We start from the raw sequence: 25,578 nt of genomic DNA, 5'->3' as shown, positions 1-25,578 counted from the left end.
GTCTACCTCAGGGTCTACAAGAACTTGAAGCCGGCGACCTCGGCGACGCGCGCGACGACCTCGGTCTCTTGGGCCTCAAGCGGCCGCCCCGAATATTGCGCGCGGATCCCCGCAATCCATGCCTTGGCCCGCGGCGTCAGCTGAAAGTCATCATCCATCAAGCGGCCCGGCGTGACCAGAATCCCGAGATCGGCGCCTTCATAGAAATAGTCGCCAGCCCCGGTCATGCGCAGCCAGAACGCGTTGCGTTCGTCGTGGGCGGTGCGCCTGTGGGTCTGATTGCGAACGAACTCGACGCCGCCCTCATCGCGCAGGGTCCAGATCCCCGAGCTTGGCGCCTCTGTCACGTACTGGACCGAGTCCTCTGTGTGTTTGATGACGAGCTGACTCCAGTTGTCGATATTGTCTGCATCCGACCAACGCTCGTTGAGCGCGGCGACGTCGAGCTCGAAATCGGCGCCCGAGAACTCGAGCAGGTGGAACAAGAACAATGGCGCGTCGGCGTGCGCGAACGAGGCCAGGTTCGTCATCGAGCTGGCCCCGGTCACGCGGGGGTTGACCTCACCCAAATAGACATCGTGGGTGTCGAGATCGTACAGGTAATCGCACTCGAAGTAGCCCCGATAGCCGCGCTTGCGCAGCGCCTCGCCAAACCGAAAGGTCGACTTTCGGGCTTGCTCGCGGACCACGGGCGGGAACGCGTCAACGAACACCTCGTTGCCACACCAGCCGCCGCGGTACGGGGTCAGCTCGGAGAACCCGACCAGCTCGGTCATGAGCGGCCCGACGATCGTGCCATGCCGGGTCACGCAAGCCTCGAGCGCGGCCCCGCGACAGCGGATCCGCTTCATGACCTTGACGACCTCTTCCTTGGCGATGTCCTTGGCGTGCTTGGCGAACTCGGCCTCGTTCTTGATGAAGAAGGTTGTGTGCCCCGAGTCGCCAAACGCGGTCTGGATCACCAGGTCCAGGCCCAGGTCCGCGCCCTTGGCCAGCTCGACCAGCCCAGCCCAGTCGGTGACCTTGCCCAGCGCGTTGGGGACCGAGGCGACCCCTGCCTCGTTGCCGATCTGTGTGGTTGCGATCTTGTTGTCGATCGCCTCGCGCAGCTCCGCGGTCGGAAAGCAAACCTCGAGCTCGAGCTCCTTGCACAGCGCCTCTGTCTCTTCGTCGAAGAACAAGAACACCGCGCGCCCGGGACCCCGCGCGCGAATGAAGTCGACGATCGACTTGTGCTGCAGCAGGTAATTATTGATCTCCTCGATGCTCTGGAACACCCGATCGGTCTTGTCCGAGGGCGTGATCACGTTGGGGTGCTGGCCGTCGAAGCAATCGATGTAGTTGATGAACTTCCAGTTCTTGACCCACTCGTCGAGACCGAGCAGGTTGAACGGCGTCGCGCTGACGAAGTAGGTGGGAACGTCGTCGCGGTAGAAGAAGCGGCGAATATCGGAGAGCGAGGAGAGTGTCTTCATCATTGTTCCCGTCTAGCTGAGGCCGAGCTGGGCCTGGGTAAACACCCGCAGCCCATAGTCTGGGTTGTATCCGTGGATTTCCTTGACATCGAGGGCAGCGAGATAATCGAGGATCTCGGCGCTCACGACTTGGCCCGGCACCAGCACCGGAAACCCTGGGGGATAAGGCGTGACGAAGCCGGCCGAGACGATCTCTTTGCCCGCTTCCATGGCTGCCTGAATCTGTCCGTCGAGCCGCAGGAAGTCGCACGAGGACTCGCTGCGGCCCAAGAAGAACGCGCGGCGCAGGTCGCCCTCGATCGTGACGGACTCGTCGGAGAAGCGCGCGTGAAACCGGCTGAAGTTTGGCATCGGCGGCAGCTGCTTGGTCAACGCGTTGACCCGGGCCTCGCCGATTCGCCGCTCGAGATCACTCTCGACCGCGCGGTGCTCCGTCAGCTCCCGGGCGATCCGGCTGAGCACCTCGAGCAGATACGCGATGCCGCCCCGGCTGGTCCCAATGTTAATCATGAACAAGACCGTGTTGCGCGATGTCTTGTTGATCTGAATGTCGTAGCGATCCATCAGGTGGGTTCGCAAGGTGTCGCCGTCCATCCCCGTGCGCCCGATCTGGATCGTGACCCGCGTGGGGTCGACGACAAACTCGTCATGCTCGAACGCCGGGCCCATCTTCTTGTAGCCCGAGCCCGGCCGATAGAACTCTTCGAGGCCCGACTCGCGGTGCTGGGCAGGGATCAGATCCCGGGGCTTGAGCACCTGAAAGTACGCCGCGAGCTCGGGGCTGTCCTGCACGCGCTCGCGCAGCGCCATCGCCAGGGCCACGCTCTGGGTCACGAGCTCGTAGCCCTCGAGCTCGACTTGCCGGCGACCCACGTCGAGCGACGCGATGATCTGATAGTTCGGCGAGGTCGAGGTGTGGGTCATGTACGCGTCCTCGAACGCCTCCGCGACGCGGCGGCCATAGTCGAGGTCATAGACATGGATCATCGACCCCTGGCGCAGCGACGTCAGGGTCTTGTGGGTGGACTGGGTCGCGTAGCAGCGAACCGTCGCCGTCTCGGGGTCGGGCATCAGCGGCTGATCTTGCAAGAACGCGGGATCATCGAGGTCCGCGGTCTCCAGCCACTTTGCGTACTCGACCCGGTACGCCTCGCTCTGAAGCTCGTAGCGCAGCCGCCGGGCCGAGGCCATCGCCGTGCGCCGCCGGTAGTCAGGGGCGAAGCGCGCGAACCCATACCAGGCCTCATCCCACACAAACACCATGTCCGGCTTGATCGCCAACACCTCGGACATGACCCGATACGGGTTGTAGATCACGCCGTCGAACGTGCAGTTGGTCAACAGCAGCATCCGCACCCGGTCCAGCTTGCCCGCGGCCTTGAGCTCGAGCAGGTTGCGCTTGATCTCGTGCAGCGTGACCGCGCCATACATGGTGAACTCGCGCAGCGAGTAGGGATCCATGTAGACAGGCTGGGCGCCCACGAGCACCAGCGCGTAGTGGTGCGACTTGTGGCAGTCGCGGGAGACCAGCGCGATGTCCCCCGGCGACAACAGGGCCTGCACGACGATCTTGTTCGCGGTCGAGGTCCCGTTGGTCACGAAGTACGAGCGATGCGACCCAAACGCGCGCGCGACCTTCTCTTGCGCGCTCTTGATCGGGCCGTGCGGCTGCAGCAGCGAGTCGAGCCCGCCGGTCGTCGCGGAGGTCTCGGCGAGGAAGATGTTCTCGCCGTAGAAGTCGCCAAGATCGCGGATCCAGTGTGACTTGAAGATCGACTTGCCACGCGAGATCGGCATGGCATGAAACACCCCGGTGGGGCGATGGCTGTACTCGCGCAGCGCGTTGAAGAACGGCGTCTCGTAGCGCTCGTGAATTCCGCGAATAATCGTGAGGTGGAGCTCGAGGTAGTCTTCTTGGTCGTAGAACACCCGGCTGAACGAGCGCCCGGTATGGCCCGCGACGTTGCTCAGGGGGTCATCGGTGACCAGGTACATGTCCAGCTCGGGGCGCAGGGCCTTGAGGGCCTCGGCCAGGGCCCAGGCCGGGTTCTCGCGGTTGCGCTCGATCGCCGCTTGCACGTCACTGTGCGCGAGGTAGCTGCGCAGCATCGGCTCGGTCGTGAGCGAGTCTGTCGGAAAGCTGTAGCGAATGACGACGCTCTGAATGTTGAAGTTGAACTGCGCCGCGATCACAGCGTCTTCGAGGCTGGTGACCACGACGACGTCATAGGTGTACGCGTCTTGATCGCGGCGCATGCCCAGCAGGCGCTTGCGAGTGTCCTGGCTGGTGTCGGTGCCGGTGTCGTCGACGACCAACACCTCGAAGTAGGGGCGGCTGCCGTTGCTGCCGCCAAACTCGGGCACTTCGATGACGCCGTCGGTCCCCTCGTTGTCTTCGTGCACGATCTCCCGCGCCTCGCGGTCGCGGTACTGATCACCCACGAGCAAGCGGACGAGCCGCTCGGTCTGGCGGGCGAGGGCCCCAAAGTGACCGCGACGCTGGGCGTGCTCGAGCTGCCGACACGCGCGCCGGCCCGGAAACGCGAAGTACTGCTCGATCTCGCTGAGCGTCTGGAGCTTGGTCTTGATCGATGCGCTGAGCGCCGTGCTGTCGGCCTTGGCCCGACCCTTTCGCTCGAGCCGCGCGGTCAGCCGCCGCAGCTCGTTCCACACGTCAACGCGAAATTGCGAGGCGTCGTAATAGGGCCGGAAACTTGGTCCTGAGTCGTCCCCCTCGCCAGCGCCGCGGATCTCCCTCAGGCGACTGGATGGGACGTTGATCGTTGAGTCATTCACTGAGGATTCCGCGTCCTCGCGAAGGGGCCAGGATGCGGCAATGGCTCGTTGCGGACAGGCTTTTGCAATGGTCCGAGGCCGGCGAAGTATCCTTGTTCACGCCAGGTGTCTTCATATACGGGGAATCGCACGGTGCGATCGCGAAAGCTCTTGAGCGGCTGGCCGAGGCCCTTGAGCCCGAGCTCGCGGGTCCGCCTGACACGCGAGACGTCGATCTCGATCGGGAACAGCACCTCACCGGCGCCGCAGCGGTGCAGCGGATCGCCATTTGGGCCGATGACAATTGACTGGCCAATGCCCCCGTCGCCGAGGCCGTTGACGTCGAAGAAGAAGCACTGCTGCTGGGCCGCGGTCGCCCGCGCGATCGCCAGCTCGACGTCGCGATCGATGCTCGAGGTCAAGGTTGGGTGCAAGATGACCTCGGCGCCCATCGCCGCCAGCGTCCGCGAGGTCTCGGGGATCCACATGTCGTAGCAGATCGACACCCCAAACCGCCCGACGTCGGGAACGTCGAACACCAAGAAATCATTGCCGCCCGTGACCCCTTGCTCATAGGGGTAGAACGGGAACATCTTGCGATAGCGACCCACGACGTTGCCGGCTGGATCGATCACGCTGGCGGTGTTGTAGATCGTGTCCCCCTCGCGCTCGAACATCGAGCCGGGCAACAACCAGATCTTGTGGCGGGCGGCCAGCTCCTGGAACCGCGCCTCTGTGTCACATGGAAAGGTCTTGGCGTTGGCGATGAGCGGCCCAAACGGCGCGAGCTCGCTGAACACCACCATTTGCACCCACGGGTAGATCTGCATGAGCACGCTCAGGCGGGTGATCATGCGATCAACGTTGGAGTGAATGGCCGAGAGCGACATTTGCACTCCGGCGATGGCGAATGGAGTCATGGGTTACCGTGTTCCTTTGCAGCGGCTATGATCGCCGCCTTGATCACGGTCAAGCCACGATCGAGGTCAGCGTCGGAGATGACGAGCGGAGAGAGCGTTCGAATGATGTTGGCGAATGCGCCAGCGGTGATCACCAGCACACCTTCGGTCCGACAACGTGCGACGGCCGCGGCGGTGACCTGCGGGGCCGGGCGCGTGGGATCGCCGGCGTAGCTGAGCTCGATCGCAATCATCGCGCCGAGGCCCCGGACCTCACCGATGACATTGCAGTGATCGCGCAGGCCCTCGAAGGAGGCCCGGACCTTGTCTCCGATCACCCGGGCCCGCGCGCCGAGCTGCTCGCGCTCCATCACCTTCAGGGTTGCCATCGCGGCCGCGCACGCGACCGGGTTGCCGCCGTAGGTGCCACCGATCGTGCCGGGCAGCGCGGCGTCCATGACGTGGGCGCGGCCGAGCACCGCCGCGATCGGCAGCCCGCCGCCCAGGGACTTGGCCCAGGTGGACAAGTCTGGCGTGACGTTGGCGTGCTGGAACGCGGCCCAATGGCCCGATCGGCAAAACCCGCTCTGGACCTCGTCGAAGATCAACATGATGCCGTGGCGATCACAGAGCTCACGCAGGCCCCGCAGGTAGGCCGGGGGCGCGACCACGAATCCGGCCTCGCCCTGCACCGGCTCGATGATGATCGCCGCGATCTCGCTGGCGGCGATCGGGCCCCGGACGAAGCGCTCCTCGAACCGAGACAGGTGCTGCTCGACCAGCTCTTGCTCGGAGCCTTGGTGGCCCTCGTGGAAGGCGCTGGGGAATGGGACCCGGTAGATCTCGGGGGCAAACGGACCACAGCCCAGCTTGTAGGCGCTCTTGCCCGTGAGCGTCATGGCCAGCAAGGTGCGACCATGGAACCCGCCGTCAAAGCACACGACGCCGGCCCGACCGGTCGCTTGGCGGGCGATCTTGATCGCGTTTTCGACTGCCTCGGCGCCGCTGTTGACGAGCATGGCCTTGGTTGACTCGCCGTGCGGGAGCAGCCGGACCAGCTCCTCGCACAGCGCAACGTAGGGCTCATAGGTGGCCACGTGGATCGAGGCGTGCAGCAGCTTGCCCGCCTGCGCGTGGATGGCCGCGACGACCTCGGGGTTGCAGTGACCCACGTTCATGACGCCGATCCCGCCCGCAAAGTCGATGTACTCATCGCCGTCAGCGTCGAGGATGCGCGCCCCGCTGGCCGAGACCGCCGTGGTCTGGCCTGCGAACATGCCGACCCCTTGGGCCACCACCGCGTGGCGACGCTCAATTAGTTTAGTGGAGTTCTTCATGGGGGTGGCCTGCTATAGCCCAATCGAGACGTACTTGATGTCCAGATACTCGTGCATGACGTAGCGGCCACCCTCGCGGCCGATGCCAGACATCTTGACCCCACCAAAGGGGGCCTGGGCGGTTGAAGGACCGCCGTCGTTGGCACCCACGATGCCGTATTCGAGGGCCTCGGCGACCCGCCACAGCCGGGCGTTGTCACGGGTGTAAAAGTACGAAGCGAGCCCGTACGGCGAGTCATTGGCCAGCTCGATGGCCTCTGCCTCGTGAGTGAAGCGTCGCACGGGCGCGACCGGGCCAAAGGTCTCTTCGTGGCTGACCTTCATCGAGGTGTTCACGTTCTCGAGGACCGTTGGCTGGCAAAAGCGCTCGGTCAGCCCAGCCGCGGGGCTGAAGATCTTGCCGCCCAGCCGCAGCGTGGCGCCGTGGCTGCGCGCGTCGTCGATGTGATCGCGGACCTTGGCGACTGCGGCGTCGTCGATCAGGGGGCCCACGCTGACCCCCTCGTCCAGGCCAGAGCCGATCTGCATGGGCTCGAGCGCGGCGGCGAGCTTGGCCACGAATTCGTCGTAGACGCCCGCCTGCACGAAGAAGCGATTGGGACACACGCAGGTCTGCCCGGCGTTGCGAAACTTGCTCTTGATCGCCCCGCTGACCGCGGCGTCGATGTTGGCGTCGTCGAACACCAAGAACGGCGCGTGGCCACCGAGCTCGAGCGAGAGCCGAACGACGTTGGCTGCGGCCGCGACCATCAATTTTTGGCCGACCTCGGTGGAGCCAGTGAACGACACCTTGCGCACGGTTGGATCGGCGAAGATCACCTGGCCGATCGCCGCTGCGTCACCCGTGATGATGTTGAGCACGCCCGCGGGGATGCCTGCTTGCAGCGCGAGCTCGGCAATTGCGAACGCGGACAGCGGCGTCTGCTCCGCCGGCTTGACGATCATCGTGCAGCCCGCCGCCAGCGCGGGGCCAAGCTTGCGGGTGATCATTGCCGACGGGAAATTCCACGGGGTGATCGCGGCGACGACCCCAACCGGCTGGCGCAGCACGAGGATCCGTTGGTCCGGGCGCGACGACGGCACCGTCTCGCCGTAGACCCGCTTGGCCTCTTCGGCGGCCCAGGTGATGAACGAGGCGGCGTAGCTGATCTCGCCGCGGGACTCGGCGAGGGGCTTGCCCTGCTCGCGCGTGAGCAAGGTTGCGAGCGCTTCGCGTTGCTCGAGCATGAGGTCGGCCAGCCGCGCGAGCGGAGCTGCCCGCTCGGCTGCCGGCAGCGCTCGCCAGCCTGGCAGGGCCGCTCGCGCTGCTGCGATCGCGGCCTTGGCCTGCTCAGCCCCCCCGTTGGGGACCTTGGCAATGACCTCATCTGTCGCCGGATTTGTCACTTCGAAGGTCGCCCCGGACGGCGCGTCCCTCCACTCGCCATTGATGAGATTGCGTGTCTGCACGTTGGTTTTTTGGCGGGGACGCAAGTGTCCACCGTAACGCGGCGCCGCGATCAGGTTTAAAACCTGACCCGCAGCGCCCGCGATCTCCTTGATACCCGATTTGGCCGCCAATTACAAGCGGCCTGCGCGAGCCCCGACGCCGCCGACGACGTGATTCATGCGTCGTCACTCGTGACGGGCACACGACATGACGGGTACACGCACGACACGTCGCGAGGCCGCGGCCGCACGTCCGCTGCCACACGTCGTCGCGCGCGCTGTCGCGGAGTGTCATGAATCAATCATCACGCAGCGCGCCAATAGTTGACATGCGCGCAGAAGTGTACTATATAGAATACACACACACCGAGGTCTCTCGATTCGCCGATTTGGCTAGAGTCGATCGTCTAGACCCCGTTCTCGCCGCCGGATACCCGGCCAGACCAAAGGAGTCCCATGACGGGTAACACCAATCTCAAATACGCACTGTTTCCCAATCTCGACGCCGCCCGTGCGGCCCAGGTCGAGGTCGACGCCGCCATTGATGGTGAGGTCGACCTGCTCGAAAACGCCGCAGATCTCGCCCAGGACAAGCTCCCGCTCCGACACACGATGGCTGGCTTCGGCACCATCGTCGGTGCGTCGGTCGTCGCTGGCCTGATGCTGGCGGCGGTCGCTGGGGTCGTCATGCTTGGCTTTGATGCCCTGCCCCCCTCCATCCCGGCGCCGTATTGGACCCTCGCTATCGTGGTCGTGCTCGCGTCGCTGCTCGGCGGGCTCGCTGGCGCGCTGTCGTATTCGACCCGCGCCCGCGACGAGCTTCGCCGGCTGCGAACGCTGCTGCGCTTCGGCAACAGCGTATTGCTGATCGAGACCGAGCAAAACCTCGACGCGCTGCTGCGTCGGCGCGGCGCCGTCCAGACCGGCACGCTCGCGTAGACACGCCAACGCGGTCTCGCACATCTTCAAGCTTCAACGAAAGGAAATCCCATGAGTCCCATGTTTATCGCAGCAATTCTCGCCATCTTCGCCGTCAGCCTCGTCGGCATCTCGATGCTCGTTGGCCACGACACCGGCGGTGCCGTCAGCCACGGCGACGGCGGCCTGTTCAAGACCGGCAACCCGAGCTTGCGTGGGGCCTCGGCGACCCTCGGCATGCGCTCGGCTGACGTCGAGATGCCGGCGACCCTCGAGGCCGATCGGGTGGGCGTCGAGTGACCTGCGCGGCCGCCCACTCGCGGCCGGCCCAAGGGGGTCGTAACATCCGCGCACATGCGAGAGATCCTTCCGGCCCCCGCGGCCCTGGTCGAGCACGGCAAGGTCGCGTTTGGCACCTATACGGCGCCGCTCGCCGACACCAACCTGATCGACGCCCAACCCTTCGCCGTAGCGCTGCCTCGCCCGCTACGAGCGCTGCGGCTCAAGGAGTGGCAGGCGTTTCAGTTTGGCAACGAGCGGTGGTTCTTCATCGTCGCGCTGTTCAACGCCAAGCTGCTCGCGCTCGCGCAGGTCAAGGTCTACGACCGCGAGCAACGCCGCAAGCACGTGTTCGAGCGCAAGCTGCCGGGCTGGGCCCTGACGGCGCCGCGAAACCTGCTCGACTCGAGCATGCAGTACCAAGCTGGCGGCGCGTCGATTCGGTTCAGCAATCGCCTTGTCGAGGACCGCATCACGATCGAGCTCGAGCTCCCGCAGACCCAAGACATGCCCGCGCTGTCGGGCGCCGTCACGGCGCTGGCCAGCGGCTGCGAGCCCGAGGTCGTCTGCATTCCGTTCCCCGGCAAGCGCGGGATGTACTCGCACAAGGCCTGTCTCGCGCTCGAAGGCCAGATCACGCTGGGTGATCAGCAGCTGCGCTTCACGCCCGCGGACAGCTTCTTGTTGATGGACGATCACAAGGGCTACTACCCCCGGATCATGCGGTGGGACTGGGTCACGGGCGGCGGCTTCGACTCGCGCGGGCGCCGAATTGGCTTCAACCTGACCCGCAACGACTCGGTCGATCCGGCTCGCTACAATGAAAACTGCCTGTGGATCGACGGCCGCCTGCACCTGCTGCCACCGGTGAGCTTCGTGCGCCGGCCCGCGCCCGACGACCCATCGGAAGTCTGGGAGATCCGTGACGAGGCGGGCGAGGTCGAGGTCGACTTCGTGATCGAGCTCGATGGCCACGTCCGGGTCAACGCGCTGGTGATCGAGAGTCGCTACCGCGGGCCGTTTGGGCAGGTGCGCGGGCATGTGCGCGGCCCGGCCGGGGAGCGGGTCGAGCTCGATGGATTGTTCGGTATGGGCGAAGATTTTTACCTGCGCTGTTGAGCGCGGTTCACCTCTCTGAGATTGGAGGTATGGTGCAGGGGTGCAGGAGCTCGTGCTCATTCGTCACGGGGAGACCGTGGGCCAGTCTTCGATCCGGCTCTACGGTGCGACCGACGTCGCGCTCGCGCCCGAGGGCGAAGCACAAGTCCGCGCGACGGCCCAGGCCCTGATCGGCCAGCGCTTCGACGCGGTGCTCACCAGCCCGCTCTCGCGGGCGCACCGCTCGGCCGAGGTCATGCTGTCGACGATCGATCACCCCAAGATCGACATCGAGGTGGTCGAGGGCTTTCGTGAGATCGACTTTGGTGCGTGGGAGGGTTGGACCTGGGAAGACGTCCGCGCCCGCGACCCAGCCAACCACGCCCGCTGGGCCAGCGAGGGGCCGGCGTTTCGGTTTCCGGCGGGCGAAGTCCGGCAAGAGTTCGTCGCGCGGGTCCAAGCCGAGGTCGGCCCCAACATCCGCGCGCGGTTCTTGGCCGGGGCCCAGCGAATCCTGACCGTCGTCCACAAGGGCGTGATCAAGGCGATCACCTCCGAGCTGCTGGGCGTGCCCTTCCTCGAGCTCGGGCACCTCGAGCTCCCGCTGGGCGCGCTCGCGCGGCTGCGCGGCGGGCCGGATCAGTGGGCGCTCGATCCCACAGGAAACAACACGGCCATGTCCAACGAACAGCGCGGGGAGCCCCAGCCTTGAACTTCTTCTCGCACGCCGTCGTCGCCGCCCGCCGCTCCGAGGATCCCCGCTGGATCTTGGGCTCGATGTTGCCCGACTTCGTGAGCATGGCCGGGCTGCGGTTGGCCTCCGTGGTCGGCGACGCCCCGCTCGAGCGTGGCGTTGGCTTTCACCACACCTGCGACGACGCGTTCCACGGGGCGCCAATGTTCGTCGACATGATGGAGCAGGCCCGCGAGGAGCTCGAGCACGAAGGGCTGGACAGCGGCCCGGCGATGGCGATCGGCCACGTCGGCGTGGAGCTGCTGCTCGATGGCTACCTCGTCGAGCAGGGCGGGGTGACGTCGGGCTACCGCGCCGCGATCGAAGAGGCGGCCCACGTCGGCATGCTCCTTCGCTTTGCGGGCCTCGAGCCCGAGCAGGGCGCGGCGCGCTGGCGGCAAATGATCACTCGTCTGGCGGCGGCGCCCGTTCCCGAGCGCTACACCGAGCCCAGCTTCGTCGCCAATCGACTGGTGTTCATCCTGGCAACGCGTCCGCGCCTGGCGGTGCCGTTTGGCCGCGAGCCGCTGGTGTATGCGTGGGCCGAGCGCGCCGCTCCAACGGTCGCCAAGCAGGCCAAAGCGCTGTTCGAGCAGGTCGAGGCCAGGCTCGCCGCGGCCGGCGCGACGCCACCCATACCTCGCTCGAGCTGACGAGTTGGAACCCGCCACAGTTTTCAGCGCGGGCGAGGGCTTCTCGCCCGCTCGCGGACGCCTTCGTAGACTGTGCGCAAGCAAGGCTTCCCGGCGGGGCAACTGCTGCAAGGATGCGTGACGATCGCGTGGCAGTAGTTTAGGGTCGCGCCGTGTCCAGCTCCCTCGCCCGCGTCCGCGATCGCTTCGAGGCCACGCCCCGCTCGCTCGACGACGAGCAGCTGACCCGGATCGCCCGGGGTGATCGGGGCTGCCTCGGCGATGTGCTGTCGGGGCTCGGCGCGCTCTCGCTGGTCACCGCCGTGATCCTGGGCGCGATGGAGACGATCTCGTACAGCTGGACCTACGTCGGCGCGGGGCTGTGGATCGCGGGCTTCGTGTGGGGCACGGTCAGCCAGAGTCGCTCGGGCGCGCGCCGCAAGCAGGCGCTCGAGTCGGGGCCGCTGGTCGTCGCCGTCGTCGTTCGCAGCGAAGCGTGGCTGCGACGGCCCGGCAAGCGAGTTGGCCGGGCGGTGGTGGTGTTCACGACCGCGGACGAGCACCGGTTTGATCGAGACTGGATCGAGCGCGCGGCCCAGTCGATCGAGGCGAGCCTCGAAGCCAAGGCTGGCGCGGCGAGCTGGGTGCCGCTGCGCGCGTTGCTCGTCGATCAAGACGCGTTTGGGCTGCATCGGGTCCCCGCCGAGCTGCTACCGGAGCCAGCGGCCAACGCCGACGCGCCCGTGTACTTGGCGACCATGCACGTGGATCCAGAGCGGCTCGAGCACGGCTATCTTGGCGGTGACGACGACCACGAGGCCGGCGAGCTCGACGTCGACCTCGACGCTCCCAGGCGAGCGCCCCACGTGGTTGCGATCGTCGACCCCGAGCACGAGTTCATCGAACACGCGCCTCTTTGATGACCCCCACACAGACCTTGGACTTCGCCGACTGAACCCGCTGGCGCGTACGGTCGCTTCGCGAAACAACTGCGTAGATCGCTTCGGGCGTCGAGCGACCCGGTCTTCACTGATATCCTGATCGTGATGGGGAACCTCCTCGCGCGCGTCCAGGCTGGCGCTCGGCGGCCGCCGCTGCGCTTCGCGCTTCCGCTCGAGCCGGACCGAGTCGTCGCGGCGTTGCTCGCCGACCCGCGCGTGACCGAGGCCCGGCTGTCGACGCTGGGGACGGTGCGAGGGACAGAGACTCGGTTCGTGCTCGAGCGCAACGGGCCGGGCTTCGGGCCGGGCTTCGTGCTGGCCGCCCGCGCGTCCGAGCCTGGAATCTGGGAGCCCGGCGCCTACGCGGTGCTCGATGGTCGAGTCGCTCCACGCACGGGCGGCGGCTGTGAGCTGGTCCTGCGCTCTCGCCTGCACCCGCTCACGCGCGCGGCCTACCTGAGCGTGGCCGCAATCGCGCTATTGATCATTCCCCTGCAATTTTGGACGACTGGCTTGCTGCTGGGCACCGCGATGATGTTTCCGTTCGTGCTCGCGGCCATGGTCATTGGACTCGACAGCCGCCGGCTTGGGGAGCAGCGCGCCAGCTTGCAGCGACTGGTTGAAGAGGTCTTCGCTCCGTTGGCGCTACCGCGCGAGCCCGGCGAACCTTGTCCATTTAGGCGCGATGCCGAGCGCCGACCCAACGTCGCAATATTTCGTTGACATCGAGTGCCAGCGGCTTCCAGAATGGAGGCCGCATGTCTGCTTCAAAGTGGGTCGCTCTACCAATTGCCATATTGCTCATGCTCACAGGTTGTGCAGAGCCCGATGACGCAGTCGAAGCAGACATTGAGCGCGGATTGTTCATCGATGACGACGGCGCGTCGGTAAGTGGCACCTTCGCCAATGAAGATCACGCCCTGCGCTTCCATGGCGACGTGTTCGGGTCGGGCTCAGGCTTCGAATTCGAGGTTCAGATCGAGCTCAACGGCATGACCATCTCGGCCCGGCAGGACGCCGACGGCAACCTCGAATACGACGGCCGCGCGATCGGCAGTGACGACTCCACGCAGATGACCGAAGACGATCGGCTCGCGCTCGCGGCCCTGTCCAAGGCCCTCGATGAGCTTGGCCCCAAGATCAGCCCGCCGCTCGAGCGCATCCGCGGGTTCGCCAACATGTGGTCCGAGTTTCCCAGCAGCATGGATCTACGCGGGCAGGTCAGCGCCAGCTTTCGCAGCTACACCTCGATCTGCGGCGCAATGAACACCTACGTCGAGGCCACCCACGACGATTGGAGCCACGGCCGCTGGGAGGACAAATCCACGCACTACGCGTATGTCAGCATGCACGGCCCGGGGCCTTGCTCCGACGGCACCTACTTTCTAAAGAACAACAGCTGGGAGTGCTACGAGCCGGACCACGACGCCACCATCGAATATGCCTATGGCAACTGCTTTGGGCGTTGCGGTGGCGGCTGTGGCAGCTCGTCGCAGATGACCTACGACTGCCTGGATCACGACAGCTGCGTTCGCTTTGGCCACTCAATTGCGAGCTTCTGGTGTGACGACGAGTTCTCGTCGACCATCGACGACTGGGCCTCGGCCCCCAACTGCCAATAGTCGCGGTCATCGCTTGGCTGTGCGGAAGCTACTGACTGTGCGAGCTGTCGTGCTCATGGGCGCGCTCATGGGCGCGCTCATGGGCGCGCTGGTGCTTGGGGGCGCGTGTCGATCCGAACCGGGCACCAACGCGCTCGCGCTCGCGCCTGGGGATCCGGGCGCGCCCGTCCAGACCTACTTTGACGCGCTCGCGGGTGCTGACTGCCCGAAGTTGCGGGCCAGCATCGGGGGCGAGGCGGAGGCCTCGATCCTGGCCGTGGGCTGCGCGGGGGCCTTCCAGCAGTTTGCCGAGCACCCCACCAAGCTGATGGGCGTCGAGTCGATCGCAGCCGATGGGCGCGACCCAACCCTGCGGCTGGTCCGAGCCCGCGTCCGTGTTGGCGACGCGGAGCGCGTCGTGGTGATCGGGGTGCGGGCCATGAACGGCAGCTGGCGCGTGGTCAGGATCTGACAATCTGACAATGAGTAGCCCCACGCGGCGAGAGACGGAGGGCGACCCCGCGGGGGGCGCGAAACCGCTACAATGCGCCATGCGTCGCGCCCTCGTGCTTCCGCTTACCGTACTGATCGCTGGGACCCTGGCGTGCTACTCCGATCCGAAGGCCGACGACGCTGGGTTCGGGACCCAAGCGGGATCGAGCACGGACAGCGGGGACAGCTCCACCACGACCAACGACACCACGACGAGCACAGACTCCAGCACCGACACGAGCGACGACACCACCACGGACACGAGCGACGACACCACCACGGACTCCGGCTGTGTCGATCCGGTCTGCTTCGAGGCGGGTGTAGAGATCGGCGCCGGGTTTGGGCCGGAGGACGTGATCATCGCGGACATCGATGGCGATGGCGTCAGCGACATCGTCACGGCCAACGCGGGCGGCGACAACATCGCGGTCCTACGCGGGCTCGGCGGGGGCGACTTCGCGGCACCAAGCTTCTACGCAGCCGGCATGGAGCCGGTCAGCGTCGCCGCCGTCAACCTCGACCCCGAGTCTTCCGAGGACGCCGGGATCGACATCGTCGTTGGCAACCGCGCTGGGCAATCCATGAGCGTGCTGATCAACACCGGTGACCCCGTCGCGTTCGGGGCCCCGCTGATCATCCCGCTCGGGGACCCCCTCGTTGATCTCGCGGTCGGCAACCTGACCCTCGACAGCAACTTCGAGAGCGTGGTCGGGGCGATCGGCGATCAGGGCATCCTCGTCACCCATGGCACGGGCATGGCGATCGCCGGGGATCTGGACGCGGTGCCGACCACCGCGCCGGCGGTGGCGGTGACCGCTGGGTTTCTGACCCAGGACCCCTACTCGGACTTCATCTCGATCTCGAACGTGGCGCCGTCGTTGACCGTCGTCCACTTCTTGGCGGTCGACCCCTATTTCGACATCTTCGACCTGCTGATCGCCGACGCTGGCGACGATCTTGCCCTCGCTAGCCTCAACGCGGATCCCCACCCCGACCTCGTCGTCGCCTCGCGCGCGCTGGGAATTATCACGATCTTCCCCGGCGACGGCAACGGCATGTTCGCCACCCCCACGCCGATCTCGGTCGAGGTCGGGCCCGACTCGCTCGCGGTCGGCGACGTGGACGACGATGGCAAGGTCGACGTGGTGTTTGGTTCCTCCGGGGCCAGCGAGGTCGGGCTGATGTTTGGCAACGGAGACACGACCCTCGCGGCGCCCCTGCCCTACGAGGTTGGGATGCGACCGCTGGCCGTGGCCCTCGCGGACCTCAACGGCGACGGCCAGCTCGACATCGTCACCGCCAACGCCGACGGCGACAACGTCACGGTCTTGCTGTCCACGCCCTGAGCCCTACACGCTCGGAAGATCCAGATTAAACCGCGTCCACTCCCCTAGCTTGGTCTCGACCGTGAGATCGCCGCCGTGCTCGTTGGCGATCCCGTGCGAGACCGACAACCCCAGGCCGGTGCCCTGGTCGCGCCCCTTGCTGGTGAAGAAGGGATCAAACACGCGCGGCAGCACGTCGGGTGGGATCCCCGTGCCTTGGTCCTCTACGATGATCCGAACCCAGCGCTGCTGCTCGCCAGGCTTGGGCTCGCGCACGCGGACGCTGAGCGTGATGACCTTGCGCTCGTCAAAGCCATGGTAGACATCGTTGAGCGCGTCGCGGGCGTTGGCGACGAGGTTCATGATGATCTGCTGGATCTGCTGGAACCGACAGTGGACCAGGGGCAGATCGGTCGGGATGTCCAGCTTGATCTGAATGTGGTCTTTGCGGATCACCGCCCGGACCAGCGACAACGTGCCTTCGATCAGCTTGGCGATGTCCGTGTCCTCCATCCGCGCCTCGCGTTCTTGCCGCGAGAACTGCAACAGATTGCGAACGATCGAGGCGACGCGGTTGGACTCGTTGGTGATCTCGCCAGCGAACTCACACACCAAGCTGTGGTTGTGAAGGTTGTCGGTGATGAGCTCGGCGTAGTTGAGGATGCCCTGGACCGGATTGTTGATCTCGTGGGCCACGCCGCTGGCCAGGGTCCCGATTGACTCGAGGCGCTGTTGTTGGCGCAGTTGAGCCTCGAGCGCGTGCCGCTCGAGCTCGGCTTGCTTGCGCTCGGTGACGTCGGTCGCGACCGCGACCGCGCGACGGGTGCGTGGACCCAGCTCCCCGCCCAACCCCGCGCTTGGCCCAATCCCCAGCTGTGGATCGACCTGGATCGGGGCGAGCCGCGCGACGTACCAGCGGCGCCGCGCGTGGGCGTGCTCGACCTCGATCTCGAGCTCCCGCTCGACGCCATCGCGCAGCACCTCGGTCACCGCGTCGCGCCATTGTGTGGCCGCGGCCGAGCTCGAGAACAGCTCGAACAGCTGCGCGCCGCCGCCAGCGACCGCCGAATTGCCGCGATTGACGAACTCGACCTCACCGCGCTCGTTGAGCAGCGCGATCGCGTCGGGGGCTCCATCGACCAGCGACCGCCAGCGGGCCTCGCTGCGTCGCAGCGCCGTGTAGAGCCGGGCGTTGTCGAGCGCGGTCGCGGCTTGACCCGCGATCAAGCTCAGGCCCTCGAGCCGCTCGGGCGTGAAGCATGACGCGCTGAGCCGGTTCTCGAGCACCAGCGCGCCGAGCTGCCGCTTGCCCTTGAAGATCGGCATGCCAAGCAGCGACTGCACGCCGGTGCGGACCACGTAGGGATCGCCCGAAAAGCGGGGATCCGTGCGCGCGTCGCTGATGACCAGCGCCTGCTCCGTGCGCGAGACGAAGTTGATGAGCGTCGTTGGACACAGCTGCGCAGCTTCACTGGCGGGCGGCGGCGCAGCGAAGATCACGAGCTCGTGATCGACGCTGGCCTCGGCGACAATTCCGAGCACGCCGTCGCGCTCGAGCAGCAGCAGGCCTCGGTCGGCGCCGACGTTGGTGATCGCCGCCTCGAGCACCCGACCCACCACCTCGTCGAGGCGCAGATCTTCGGTCATCGCGCTCACGGCCTGCAGCACGCTCTCGAAGTCGAGGGGCTCGGCGCTGGTCCCCGCGTTCCGCGGGCGGGAGATGTCGAGACGCTGGCGGGGCGGCGCAATCTCGTGCGTCCCGCTGGCGCTGGCCGGATCGTCGAACTGCTCGGGAAACGCCACACACAGCTGCGAGAGCTTGGCGCGCGCGCCCCAGGCATCGTAGGCCTGCCAGGCCCGCGCCCGCGCCCCGACGGCAAACGAGCCCAGCCCCGCTCGCGCAGCCACGTCGCCAAGCCGTTCGGCCGCGAGACCCTCGACCCAGCGACACCCCTGCGCGCCTGCGTGCACCCGCGCGCGCTCGAGCAGCCGCATCGCCCGATACGGCCGACCTTGCAGCGAGGCGTGCAGCCCCTGCACGAGATCACCGTAGTGGGCGTAGTTGCCGGGGCAGTACCGGACCCAACGCTTGATGATCCGCATGCCCTCGACCATGCCCGCGTGGACCTGCGGCGGGACAGACCCACGCGTCTCGATCTCGCTCGTGGTTGCGACCACACAGATCAGCGCGGCGCGGGGCACCATCCAATTGGCGCGCATCACCTTCTCGACATCGTGGATGAGCTCGAGCGTGAGCTCCATGGCCGCCCGCGCGTCACCAAGCAGGACGCTGCAAAGGGCCTGGTTGATCGTCGCCGCGTAGACCGCGACGCGACTGCCACCGCGACTCGCGATGACCTGCGGATCGAGGGCAGTGTGGACGTCGCTCGCTTCGGCGCTGGACGACTCGGATCCGCGCTCGGACTCGCCGCCGGCCAGCGCGACCGCCAGACCGCGCACCATCCAGGTGACCAGGACCATCTCTTGGGAGCCCCAGCGCCCGATGTCGTGCTCGAGCCGCCCGCTCAGTCGCTCGAGCACCCGCAGGTGCGTGCCAACCTCGAAGTGCATCGACAGACCGAGCGCCCCCATGAAGCCCGCGCTCTCGAACTCACCGGCCTCGAGCGCGCGCCCATAGGCGTCGTCGATCGCCGCGATCAATTCCACGAACGGACGCCCGAGGTGGCCCATGAACAGGTACGCGGCAGCCTCGGTCGCCGCGACACCGGACGACGTTGGCAGCCGCTCCGTCAGCGCCAGGCCCTGCTCACACAGCCGCTGCGCGTCTTTGACTTGGCGCAGCCCCGAGCCCACGCTGATCGCCAGCTCCGCGAGCGCCTGCGGGCAGCTTGGGTGAAAGCCAGCGCGCAAGAACAGCCGGACGTGGAGGCAGGTCAGCACGATCGAAAGACACGAGTCGAGCGCGAGCGCGGCGCTCCTGCTCGCCAGCGTGATCTCTTGCGCTGCGCTGGCGCGGGGATCTTCGCAGTCCGGGATCGCCATGAGCTCCTCGAGCGTCCGTCGGCGGATCGACAGCCACGTCCGCACCAGGGCAACCCCCGTGCGCGACCGACTTGGCGACGGCGGGAGCACGTGGCCGCAGCGGGCCAGCGCCTCGAGCCCGAGCGCGACCGCCTCGTTCGGGCGCTCGGCGAGGGTCAGCAAGCGAATGCGCCGGGCCGCGACCCGACCAAAATTGGCGATGTCCAGCCGCCAGCCAAGCAGCTCGGCGAACGCATCCTCGGCCTCGGCGTTGCGCCGGGCCAGCTCCAGCGCTTGCGCGCGACCAAACGCGAGCCCAACCACCAGATCATAGTGAGGCGCGCCGGGGCCCTGGGCCGCGACCGACTCGCGGTGCTCGAGCGAGAACTCGATGCCAATGTCGAAGTAGCGCAGCGCGGCGTCATACGAAGCGGCATCCAGCGCTCGGTTGCCAGCCCGAAGATTGAGCGACGCGAGCTCGAGACACGCAGCACCGTCGAGCTCGTCGAGCGCGTCCGCGTCGTGCTCGCTGGGGATCCCAGCGTCGAGATGATCGACGACCTCGAACAGCCGCTCATCGGACACCTCACCCGCGCGCTCGATCGCGTCGCGGCCAAGCTGCCAGTGAAGCTTTCGCCGCTCGACCCCCGGTAAGTGGTTGTGGGCCGCGTTCTTGATCCGATCGTGGACGAAGCGGTACTCGCCAGCCACGGCCGCGAGCAGGCCCGTGTCAACGAGCTCGTGCAGGATCGGGACGTGCTCGGCCCGGGGCCTGCCGGTCACGACCTCGAGCGCGGTCAGGTCAAACCGGGTGCCGATGCAGGCCGCCCGCGCCAGCAGCGAGCGGGACTGCGCCGACAGCCGATCCAGCTTTGCGGTCATGACGTCGAGCACGTCGTCGGGGATGTCGGCGGCCTCGACCGCGGCTTCGTCCCAGATCCACCCGTCTTCGCCAGGCCGCAGCAACCCCTGCTGGACCAAGTGCCCCAGGAACTGCTCGATGAAGAGCGGGTTGTTGTCGGTCTTGCGGCCGACGATCTGCGCGAGCTGCTGAACCTCGGCGCCGGGGCGCGCCAAGGTGTCCGCGAGCAGCGACACGACCGCCTCGAGCTCGAGCGGGCACAGTCGGACCAGCCGCACGCGACGGTGGTTGATGAGCGCGTCGATCAACCCACGCAGCGGATGGTCTTCGCAGACGTCTCGGTCGCTGAAGCTGCCGAGGATCAGCAACGCGCCGCGCCGACCACCGTCGATCAGCGCCTGCAGCAGCGCGAGGCTGCTGCGATCAGCCCAGTGCAGATCGTCGAGCACCAAGACCAGCGGTCGCTCGGCGTCACAGAACGCTGACAAGAACCGGCCAACCGCCAGATGCAGGCGATTGCGGGCTTCTTGGGGCTCGAGCTCGGGCACTGGCGGCTGCGCGCCAATCACCAGCTCGAGCGCCGGAACGAGCTCACACACGATGCGCCCGACGCCGCCAAGCGCCTCGGTCAGACCCGCGCGCCAGTGCCCGAGTCGCTCCTCGCTCTCCGTCAGCAGCTGCTCGACCAGGGTCCCAAACGCGTCGACGAAGCCCGAGTAGGGCAACTCGCTGAACCCATCGAACTTGCCCCGCGCCAGGTAGCCGCCGAAGCCCGCGACCGGGCCCTCGAAGTCGGCGAGCAGCGACGACTTGCCGACGCCTGGCGGCCCCTCGAGCAGCAGCACGCGCCCGGTCTGGGTTCGAATGACCCGCTCGAGCTCGTCGACGAGCTCGTGGCGCTCTCGCATGCGGCCGTAGAGCTGATGCGGCAGCTGCAGGGTCCGCGAGAAGTCGACGCGACCGAGCACCAACCCGCTGCCGTCTTGGCCGATCTCGATCAACTCACGCAGCTTGCGAAGGTCCATCGCAAGCCCAACAGCGGTCTGGTAGCGGTGCTCCGGCGCCTTCGCCAGCAACTTCATGACCAGGCGAGACAGCCCGTGCGGCAGCTCTGGACGCAGCGAGTCGGGCGAGTCGGGGCTCCGGGCGAGGTGGGCGTGAAGCAGCTCTAACGGCGCCGGAAATTCGAAGGGGCGGCGGCCCGTCAGCAGCTCGTAGAAGGTGACACCCAGTGAGTACAGATCGCTGCGCGAGTCGACGCTTCGCCCAGTGCGCCCGGTCTGCTCGGGTGAGACATAGGGCAGCGTGTCCGCGAGCACGGCGGGGTCGTAGATGCGTCGGCGCTCGGCGTCGAGCAGCGCCGAGATCCCGAAGTTGGCCAGGCACACGCGACCGGTCTCGCTGTCGATCAAGATGTTGGTTGGCTTGATGTCGCGGTGAATGATGCGCCGGGCGTGGACGCTGCCAAGCACCTCGGAGATCTGGATTGCGATCGAGAAGAAGCGCTCGAGGTCCAGCGGCGTGCGTTGGGCGAACTCCGCGAGATCCTGGCCGCTGGCCCGCTCGAGCAGCAGCACCAAGTTCTCGCCGATCCGCTGCAGCCCCAGCGCCTTGACGACGCCTTCGATGTCGAGCGCCTTGATCAGCTCGAACTCATGCTCGACCCGGGGATCGACCCCGGGACCGCCATCGTTCGTGCCGAAATCGAAGACCTTCGCTATGACGACGACCCCGTCGGCGTCGCGCACGGCCTCGTAGACTCGCGCGTGCGCGGAGGAGCGCAACAGCCGTGTCGTTCGGTAGCCGTTGAGCGAGACCCCCATAGGCAAATGGATTGTACTGGTTTCAGCTCGGGCGAGGCTGGTTTCAGCTCGGGCGAGGGCTTCTCGCCCGCTTGCACGCGGCGTTCGTTGACCGGTTTACTGATGGCAGCGGGCTGCTCTCAGAAATCTCCAACCATTTGGAACACGAAGCGATCGTTGTAGAGTTGGTTTGCGCGGCCGCCGTCTTCGCGGATCAGCGTATAGTCGGCCTTGATCGTGAACCGCGGGACCACCAACCACCGCAGGCCAAAGCTGTGGCCAAGCTGGGTCTCGTCGTACAAGTACGCGTCGGCGTGATCGGACACGAGCGGCACGTCGCCGCCCGGGCCAGCGACGATACCTGGGACGGCGGCGTCCGGGTTGGCCCAGTCGATCCGATACTGCAGCATCACGCCCGGCAAGTTGCTCCCCTTGCGCCTGTACAGCGGCTGAGCGATCTGGGCGTAGCCCCCCATCACCCACCGATCTGCGAGGGCGTCGGGCTGTGCTTCGCGCGGCTTGGGAGCGGCGTCGGACCCGACGATGAACTCGCCCCGCATCATCGGCAGCGGGTAGGCGCTCGAGATCATGCGGTCCAGATCCAGCGCGAGGTGAGCGCCCGCGCGCCAGCTCGCCGCTTGGGGCACGTCGATCGTGGTCCGACCGGCGGCGCGCTCATCGAAGTCGAGCAGGCGCGGGTGCCGGCCCCAGGCGAGCGAGCCGCCGAGCTGCAGATCCGCGAGGGGAAACACGCTGAGCCGGGCGATGAGTGACTTGTTTTGATTGTTGTCGGGGCCGACCCCCAAGAACCCCAGATCCGCGCGGGGATCGGCGCCAACGGCTCCGGCGTTGGCACCATCGACGAGCTCCTGGGGCCGGCGAACTCGCTCGCAGGGCGCGACCACGCCGGTTGGGTTGTAGAGCGAGTCGGTCCAGCGCGTCTGGGTGCACGGATCGCCGTTGACCAAGCCGATGTCGATCTCGATCGGGCGAATCGTGTTGTGCTCGCGAAAGCTCGGCCGAAATTTTAGCACCGCACCGACGTCGCTCCACGTGCCGGGGTACACCCGACCGTTGGTCATCGAGCGGGCGCGGGTCGTGAACCAATTGACCGGGGCCGCGTGCTCCTCGTCCTCGATCCCGAACGGAACAATGAACACGCCGGCGGTCAGCTTGAAGCCCTCACGAAACCAGCGCGGGGTCTGCTTGGCCCAAAAGAAGGGGTTGATCTCGAGCGCCGCGGACTCGACGAGCAGCTGCCGGTTGGCCGGCGCGAGGATGTCTTCCGTGCCCGAGGTGACGGTTGGGATCGACAGGTACTCGAGCGAGATCCTGGCGTACACCGCGTCGGCCCAGATCGCCGCGCCGACGTAGAGCGTGGCCGTGCCCGCGCCGAAGAAGGGCAGCGGCTCGACCCGCTCGAAGTTGCCCGCGTCGGTCATCTGGCGAATGTTGGTGCGCTCGGTCGTGATGAACGACGCGCCAACGAAGCCGCGCAGCTGAACAATGCCGCCGCCACCCGGGCCGGTCTCGCCGAGCTTGCCGGGGTCGAAGAAGCTGCCGCCCTCGCTGCCAGCGGCCTCGCGTGCGGGGTCGAACACGATGACCGGACGCTTGGCTGGGCTGCCTTCGTCGCTGCCTGCATCGCTGGGGTCCGCTTCAGCGGGCGGCGCGAGGTCCGGATCGCGCGACGGGAGCTGCTCGATCTCTGGCATGGGTGGCGCCGCCGACCCGCTGGACTCACTCGACTCGACCTCGGTCGCGAAGAAGCCCGGAGCCGAGCTGGCGTCGTCGGGATCGCCGTCACCTTCGACATTGGGGAGGCTCGGCTCGGCTGGGTCTGGACCAGGCGCGGGCTCGGGAGGCGTCTGGACCAACAGCGCGGTCAGCAACAGCGTGAAGATCGGCATTCGCGGCCCGGCACTCTACCCCACGAGCGCGCGGCTGTGGAATCCGCAAACGGTGAGTCGGGCTCTGGCTCGCGCGATCACGCGTCGTGCTTGGCTGCGCGGGTGTGCGGCCGGCATCGCCAGCGCATCGGTGTTGGCGTGTCGCACGAAGCCCGCCGAGATCGCACCCGTCGCCAACGTCGACGGCACCGACGCTCGACGGGAGTTCATCGTCGCCGATGTCCGTCGTGTTGCCATAGCCCAGCTTGCCCCCGTCGCCGTCGCCCCAGCACTTCACCGACGCGTCATCCATGATCGCGCAGGTGTGCCGCCGCCCCGCCGCGATGTCGACCGCGAGCCGCGAGCGCGCGAGCGCGTCAGCCAGGGTCCTCGTCATGACCCTGCGCACGACCCCAATCACGCAAGCCAGCGCTAGCGTAGGCGTCTGGAGCCCTGGCGGCCGGTGGGGCACACTCATCGACGATGCGGACGCGAAACACGACCTGGCTGGCGCTCTTCATCTGCGCGTGCTCGGGCACGCCGAGCGCCGACGAGGGATCCAGCACCACGGAGCCAAGCGGCACGGACGCGAGCTCGACCACGGGCACCGAGACCGACGACACCGAGACCGACGACACCGAGACCGGTGAGCCGCCGCAGCCGTGTCCGGTCGACCCGCGGATCGACTCCTGGTCGGTCGAGGTCGAGTACAACGGTTTGACGGACGAGCCCTTCACGCTGGCGTGCACGGTCGACAGCGTCAACAACCCGGGCTCCTTCGACCTCGACTGTCCGGATGCCCCAGATGGGCCGCCGAATCTGTTCGGGTTCGACCTGATCATCAACGTGCAAGGCTTTCCCGCCAGCCTCCCGCTCGAGGTCGGCCAGAGCGTCGAGTTCGAGCACTGGGTTGGGGACGCGTTCGCGTCCGCCTGGGCCGTCCGCGACGAGACCCAGCGGCTGCTCGTGCTCGGCTACTCGGGCAGCGCGCTCCCCGAAGAGGGTGGCGATCCCGCGCTGGCGCCGAGCCCCGAGTTCTTGGGTGCCCTGCGCGTGGCGTCCGTCGACGGCCTGTGCGACACGTTGTGCGAGACGCCCGGCCTCGGGGTCCCGCCCGAATGTTATTGCAAGCGCCAGCTAGCGATCGAGGCGAGCGTGGCCCCCGAGCTCGAGCCGATCCAGATCCTCGATCGCTCTGCGGGGGTCGTCCCGGGCGAGCTCGGCGGTCACATGAGCGTTTGGCAGGCCGTGGCGCGCGAGGACTGCTCGAGCGAGAACCCCTCGAGCCCCCTCACCACGCCCTATGGGTACTCGTTTGTGTTCATCACGGATCTAGCCGGGTGAGGTCGCGGCTTCACGCTCCACGAGATCAACGAGCGACCGATTCGATGGGTCTCTGACCAAACAAGTTGCCGCGGAGCTGCAGATTAGCGTGGCCACGGTCAAGGTTCACCGGGCGCGGGCTCCAAAACTAGGCGCGAGCTCGGCAGCCGAGCTCGCGCGTTTGTTGTCGTTCGATTAGCCGGCGAGGCTATGCTCGCCGGCTAGCGGTCCAAGACCTAGTAACTGACACAAGCGACGTTATTATTGGCGGCGAATGCCACGAGATCCGCCCTGCAGGTAGCGAACTCGTCTGCGTCGAGGACGGTACTTTCGCCAACAGGAAACACCTCGTAACCGCACACGAAACCGTTAAAGTCGGCGACGTAGAGCCCTCCAAAACCATAGTCGCTGTTCGCGTCGGGGACGTTGACCTGGAGCGTCGCGGACCCCCAATTCTCATACGTATTACAGGCAATCGGGGTGAGCGACCAGGCGTCGATCCAGTACTGCATGTCGGCGCACGGGCAGGTGGCGGGCACGTTCGGCACGCACTCGAGGGCTTCTTGGTCCCACAGCGCACCCTCGGCGCAGTCCATTTCAAAGCATTGGCCCCACTCGGTACACTGGACGTACTGAGCGGGATCGGCAGCCGTGAAGAGGAAGTCGCCGTTGACGGCGTTCTCCGGCGTACAGGGGTTGTTGTTCACACAATCGTAGACGACCGGCCCATCGGGCTCGTCGCAGGTGGCGCCGGTCCAGCCCTCGTCGCACACGCAGGTGTACTCGT

General features: G+C 66.8%; 21 protein-coding genes. 12 read left to right on the top strand and 9 right to left on the bottom strand.

The features are described 5' to 3' along the window. Positions 1-14: 14 nt before the first annotated feature. Genes DB30_RS24965 through DB30_RS24945 form a run of 5 tightly spaced genes read right to left on the bottom strand, consistent with a single transcriptional unit; the run spans position 15 to position 7,959 of the window. Positions 15-1,478: a biotin carboxylase gene (locus DB30_RS24965; protein ID WP_052553338.1), complete on the bottom strand. Its 1,464-nt coding sequence runs from the start codon at positions 1,476-1,478 to the stop codon at positions 15-17. 9 nt (positions 1,479-1,487) lie between these two features. After that, on the bottom strand, positions 1,488-4,271 hold the full coding sequence (locus DB30_RS24960) for an aminotransferase class I/II-fold pyridoxal phosphate-dependent enzyme (protein ID WP_205633057.1): 2,784 nt from the start codon (positions 4,269-4,271) through the stop codon (positions 1,488-1,490). Beyond that, positions 4,268-5,170 (bottom strand): carbon-nitrogen hydrolase family protein, encoded by a 903-nt coding sequence (locus tag DB30_RS24955; RefSeq protein ID WP_052553336.1) that lies wholly within the window; start codon positions 5,168-5,170, stop codon positions 4,268-4,270. The genes DB30_RS24960 and DB30_RS24955 overlap by 4 nt, the downstream gene beginning before the upstream one ends. Further along, positions 5,167-6,486, bottom strand: coding sequence for an aspartate aminotransferase family protein (locus DB30_RS24950; protein WP_052553334.1), 1,320 nt, complete (start codon positions 6,484-6,486; stop codon positions 5,167-5,169). The genes DB30_RS24955 and DB30_RS24950 overlap by 4 nt, the downstream gene beginning before the upstream one ends. Positions 6,487-6,498: 12 nt before the next feature. Then, complete coding sequence (locus tag DB30_RS24945; RefSeq protein ID WP_052553333.1) at positions 6,499-7,959, bottom strand: NAD-dependent succinate-semialdehyde dehydrogenase; 1,461 nt, start codon at positions 7,957-7,959, stop codon at positions 6,499-6,501. Positions 7,960-8,370: 411 nt separating this feature from the next. Here DB30_RS24945 and DB30_RS24940 point away from each other — a divergent pair, with 411 nt between their 5' ends. From DB30_RS24940 to DB30_RS24895, 10 genes are all read left to right on the top strand, one after another. Next, entirely contained in the window at positions 8,371-8,853 is a 483-nt protein-coding gene (locus DB30_RS24940) for a hypothetical protein (protein ID WP_052553330.1), read from the top strand. 51 nt (positions 8,854-8,904) lie between these two features. Continuing rightward, entirely contained in the window at positions 8,905-9,132 is a 228-nt protein-coding gene (locus DB30_RS24935) for a hypothetical protein (RefSeq protein WP_052553329.1), read from the top strand. 54 nt (positions 9,133-9,186) lie between these two features. Continuing rightward, positions 9,187-10,230, top strand: coding sequence for a DUF2804 domain-containing protein (locus tag DB30_RS24930; RefSeq protein ID WP_052553327.1), 1,044 nt, complete (start codon positions 9,187-9,189; stop codon positions 10,228-10,230). Between the two features lie 40 nt (positions 10,231-10,270). Next, positions 10,271-10,921 carry a histidine phosphatase family protein gene (locus tag DB30_RS24925; RefSeq protein ID WP_052553325.1) on the top strand — a complete coding sequence of 217 codons (651 nt, stop codon included), beginning with the start codon at positions 10,271-10,273 and terminating at the stop codon, positions 10,919-10,921. Beyond that, positions 10,918-11,595 (top strand): hypothetical protein, encoded by a 678-nt coding sequence (locus tag DB30_RS24920; RefSeq protein ID WP_052553323.1) that lies wholly within the window; start codon positions 10,918-10,920, stop codon positions 11,593-11,595. The genes DB30_RS24925 and DB30_RS24920 overlap by 4 nt, the downstream gene beginning before the upstream one ends. 152 nt (positions 11,596-11,747) lie before the next feature. Further along, a complete protein-coding gene (locus DB30_RS24915) occupies positions 11,748-12,494 on the top strand; it encodes a hypothetical protein (RefSeq protein WP_052553320.1) in 747 nt (248 codons plus the stop codon). 126 nt (positions 12,495-12,620) lie between these two features. Further along, the gene (locus DB30_RS24910) at positions 12,621-13,238 is read left to right on the top strand and encodes a hypothetical protein (RefSeq protein ID WP_052553318.1); all 618 of its coding nucleotides are present in this window, start codon (positions 12,621-12,623) and stop codon (positions 13,236-13,238) included. A gap of 80 nt (positions 13,239-13,318) precedes the next feature. Next, positions 13,319-14,137, top strand: coding sequence for a hypothetical protein (locus DB30_RS24905; protein WP_052553316.1), 819 nt, complete (start codon positions 13,319-13,321; stop codon positions 14,135-14,137). Between the two features lie 37 nt (positions 14,138-14,174). Further along, positions 14,175-14,588, top strand: coding sequence for a hypothetical protein (locus DB30_RS24900; RefSeq protein WP_165703933.1), 414 nt, complete (start codon positions 14,175-14,177; stop codon positions 14,586-14,588). 79 nt (positions 14,589-14,667) lie between these two features. After that, the gene (locus DB30_RS24895) at positions 14,668-15,954 is read left to right on the top strand and encodes an FG-GAP repeat domain-containing protein (RefSeq protein WP_052553312.1); all 1,287 of its coding nucleotides are present in this window, start codon (positions 14,668-14,670) and stop codon (positions 15,952-15,954) included. A 3-nt stretch (positions 15,955-15,957) separates the two neighbouring features. On the opposite strand, the gene DB30_RS24890 is transcribed toward DB30_RS24895, so the two are convergent. The 3 genes from DB30_RS24890 to DB30_RS24880 all read right to left on the bottom strand — a co-directional run bounded on the left by DB30_RS24890 (position 15,958) and on the right by DB30_RS24880 (position 23,865). After that, positions 15,958-21,561, bottom strand: a complete 5,604-nt coding sequence (locus tag DB30_RS24890) for an AAA family ATPase (RefSeq protein WP_165703932.1) — start codon at positions 21,559-21,561, stop codon at positions 15,958-15,960. Between the two features lie 158 nt (positions 21,562-21,719). After that, on the bottom strand, positions 21,720-23,489 hold the full coding sequence (locus DB30_RS24885) for a hypothetical protein (RefSeq protein WP_052553307.1): 1,770 nt from the start codon (positions 23,487-23,489) through the stop codon (positions 21,720-21,722). Then, positions 23,383-23,865: an RCC1 domain-containing protein gene (locus DB30_RS24880; RefSeq protein ID WP_240480321.1), complete on the bottom strand. Its 483-nt coding sequence runs from the start codon at positions 23,863-23,865 to the stop codon at positions 23,383-23,385. The genes DB30_RS24885 and DB30_RS24880 overlap by 107 nt, the downstream gene beginning before the upstream one ends. Before the next feature lie 86 nt (positions 23,866-23,951). Here DB30_RS24880 and DB30_RS24875 point away from each other — a divergent pair, with 86 nt between their 5' ends. Beyond that, positions 23,952-24,812, top strand: coding sequence for a hypothetical protein (locus tag DB30_RS24875; RefSeq protein WP_052553305.1), 861 nt, complete (start codon positions 23,952-23,954; stop codon positions 24,810-24,812). Between the two features lie 52 nt (positions 24,813-24,864). Further along, the gene (locus DB30_RS43180; RefSeq protein ID WP_146660501.1) at positions 24,865-24,990 is read left to right on the top strand and encodes a LuxR C-terminal-related transcriptional regulator; all 126 of its coding nucleotides are present in this window, start codon (positions 24,865-24,867) and stop codon (positions 24,988-24,990) included. Between the two features lie 37 nt (positions 24,991-25,027). Here the strand turns inward: DB30_RS43180 and DB30_RS24865 are convergent. Beyond that, positions 25,028-25,578, bottom strand: a 551-nt coding sequence (locus DB30_RS24865) for a chitin-binding domain-containing protein (protein ID WP_165703931.1), incomplete at its 5' end; no start/stop codon positions are given.

The sequence above is a fragment of the Enhygromyxa salina genome (genome assembly GCF_000737335.2).
Taxonomy (GTDB): Bacteria; Myxococcota_A; Polyangia; order Nannocystales; family Nannocystaceae; genus Plesiocystis; species Plesiocystis salina_C.
Note: the sequence above shows the minus strand (reverse complement) of the source record. Positions and strands in the feature narration are given on the sequence as shown.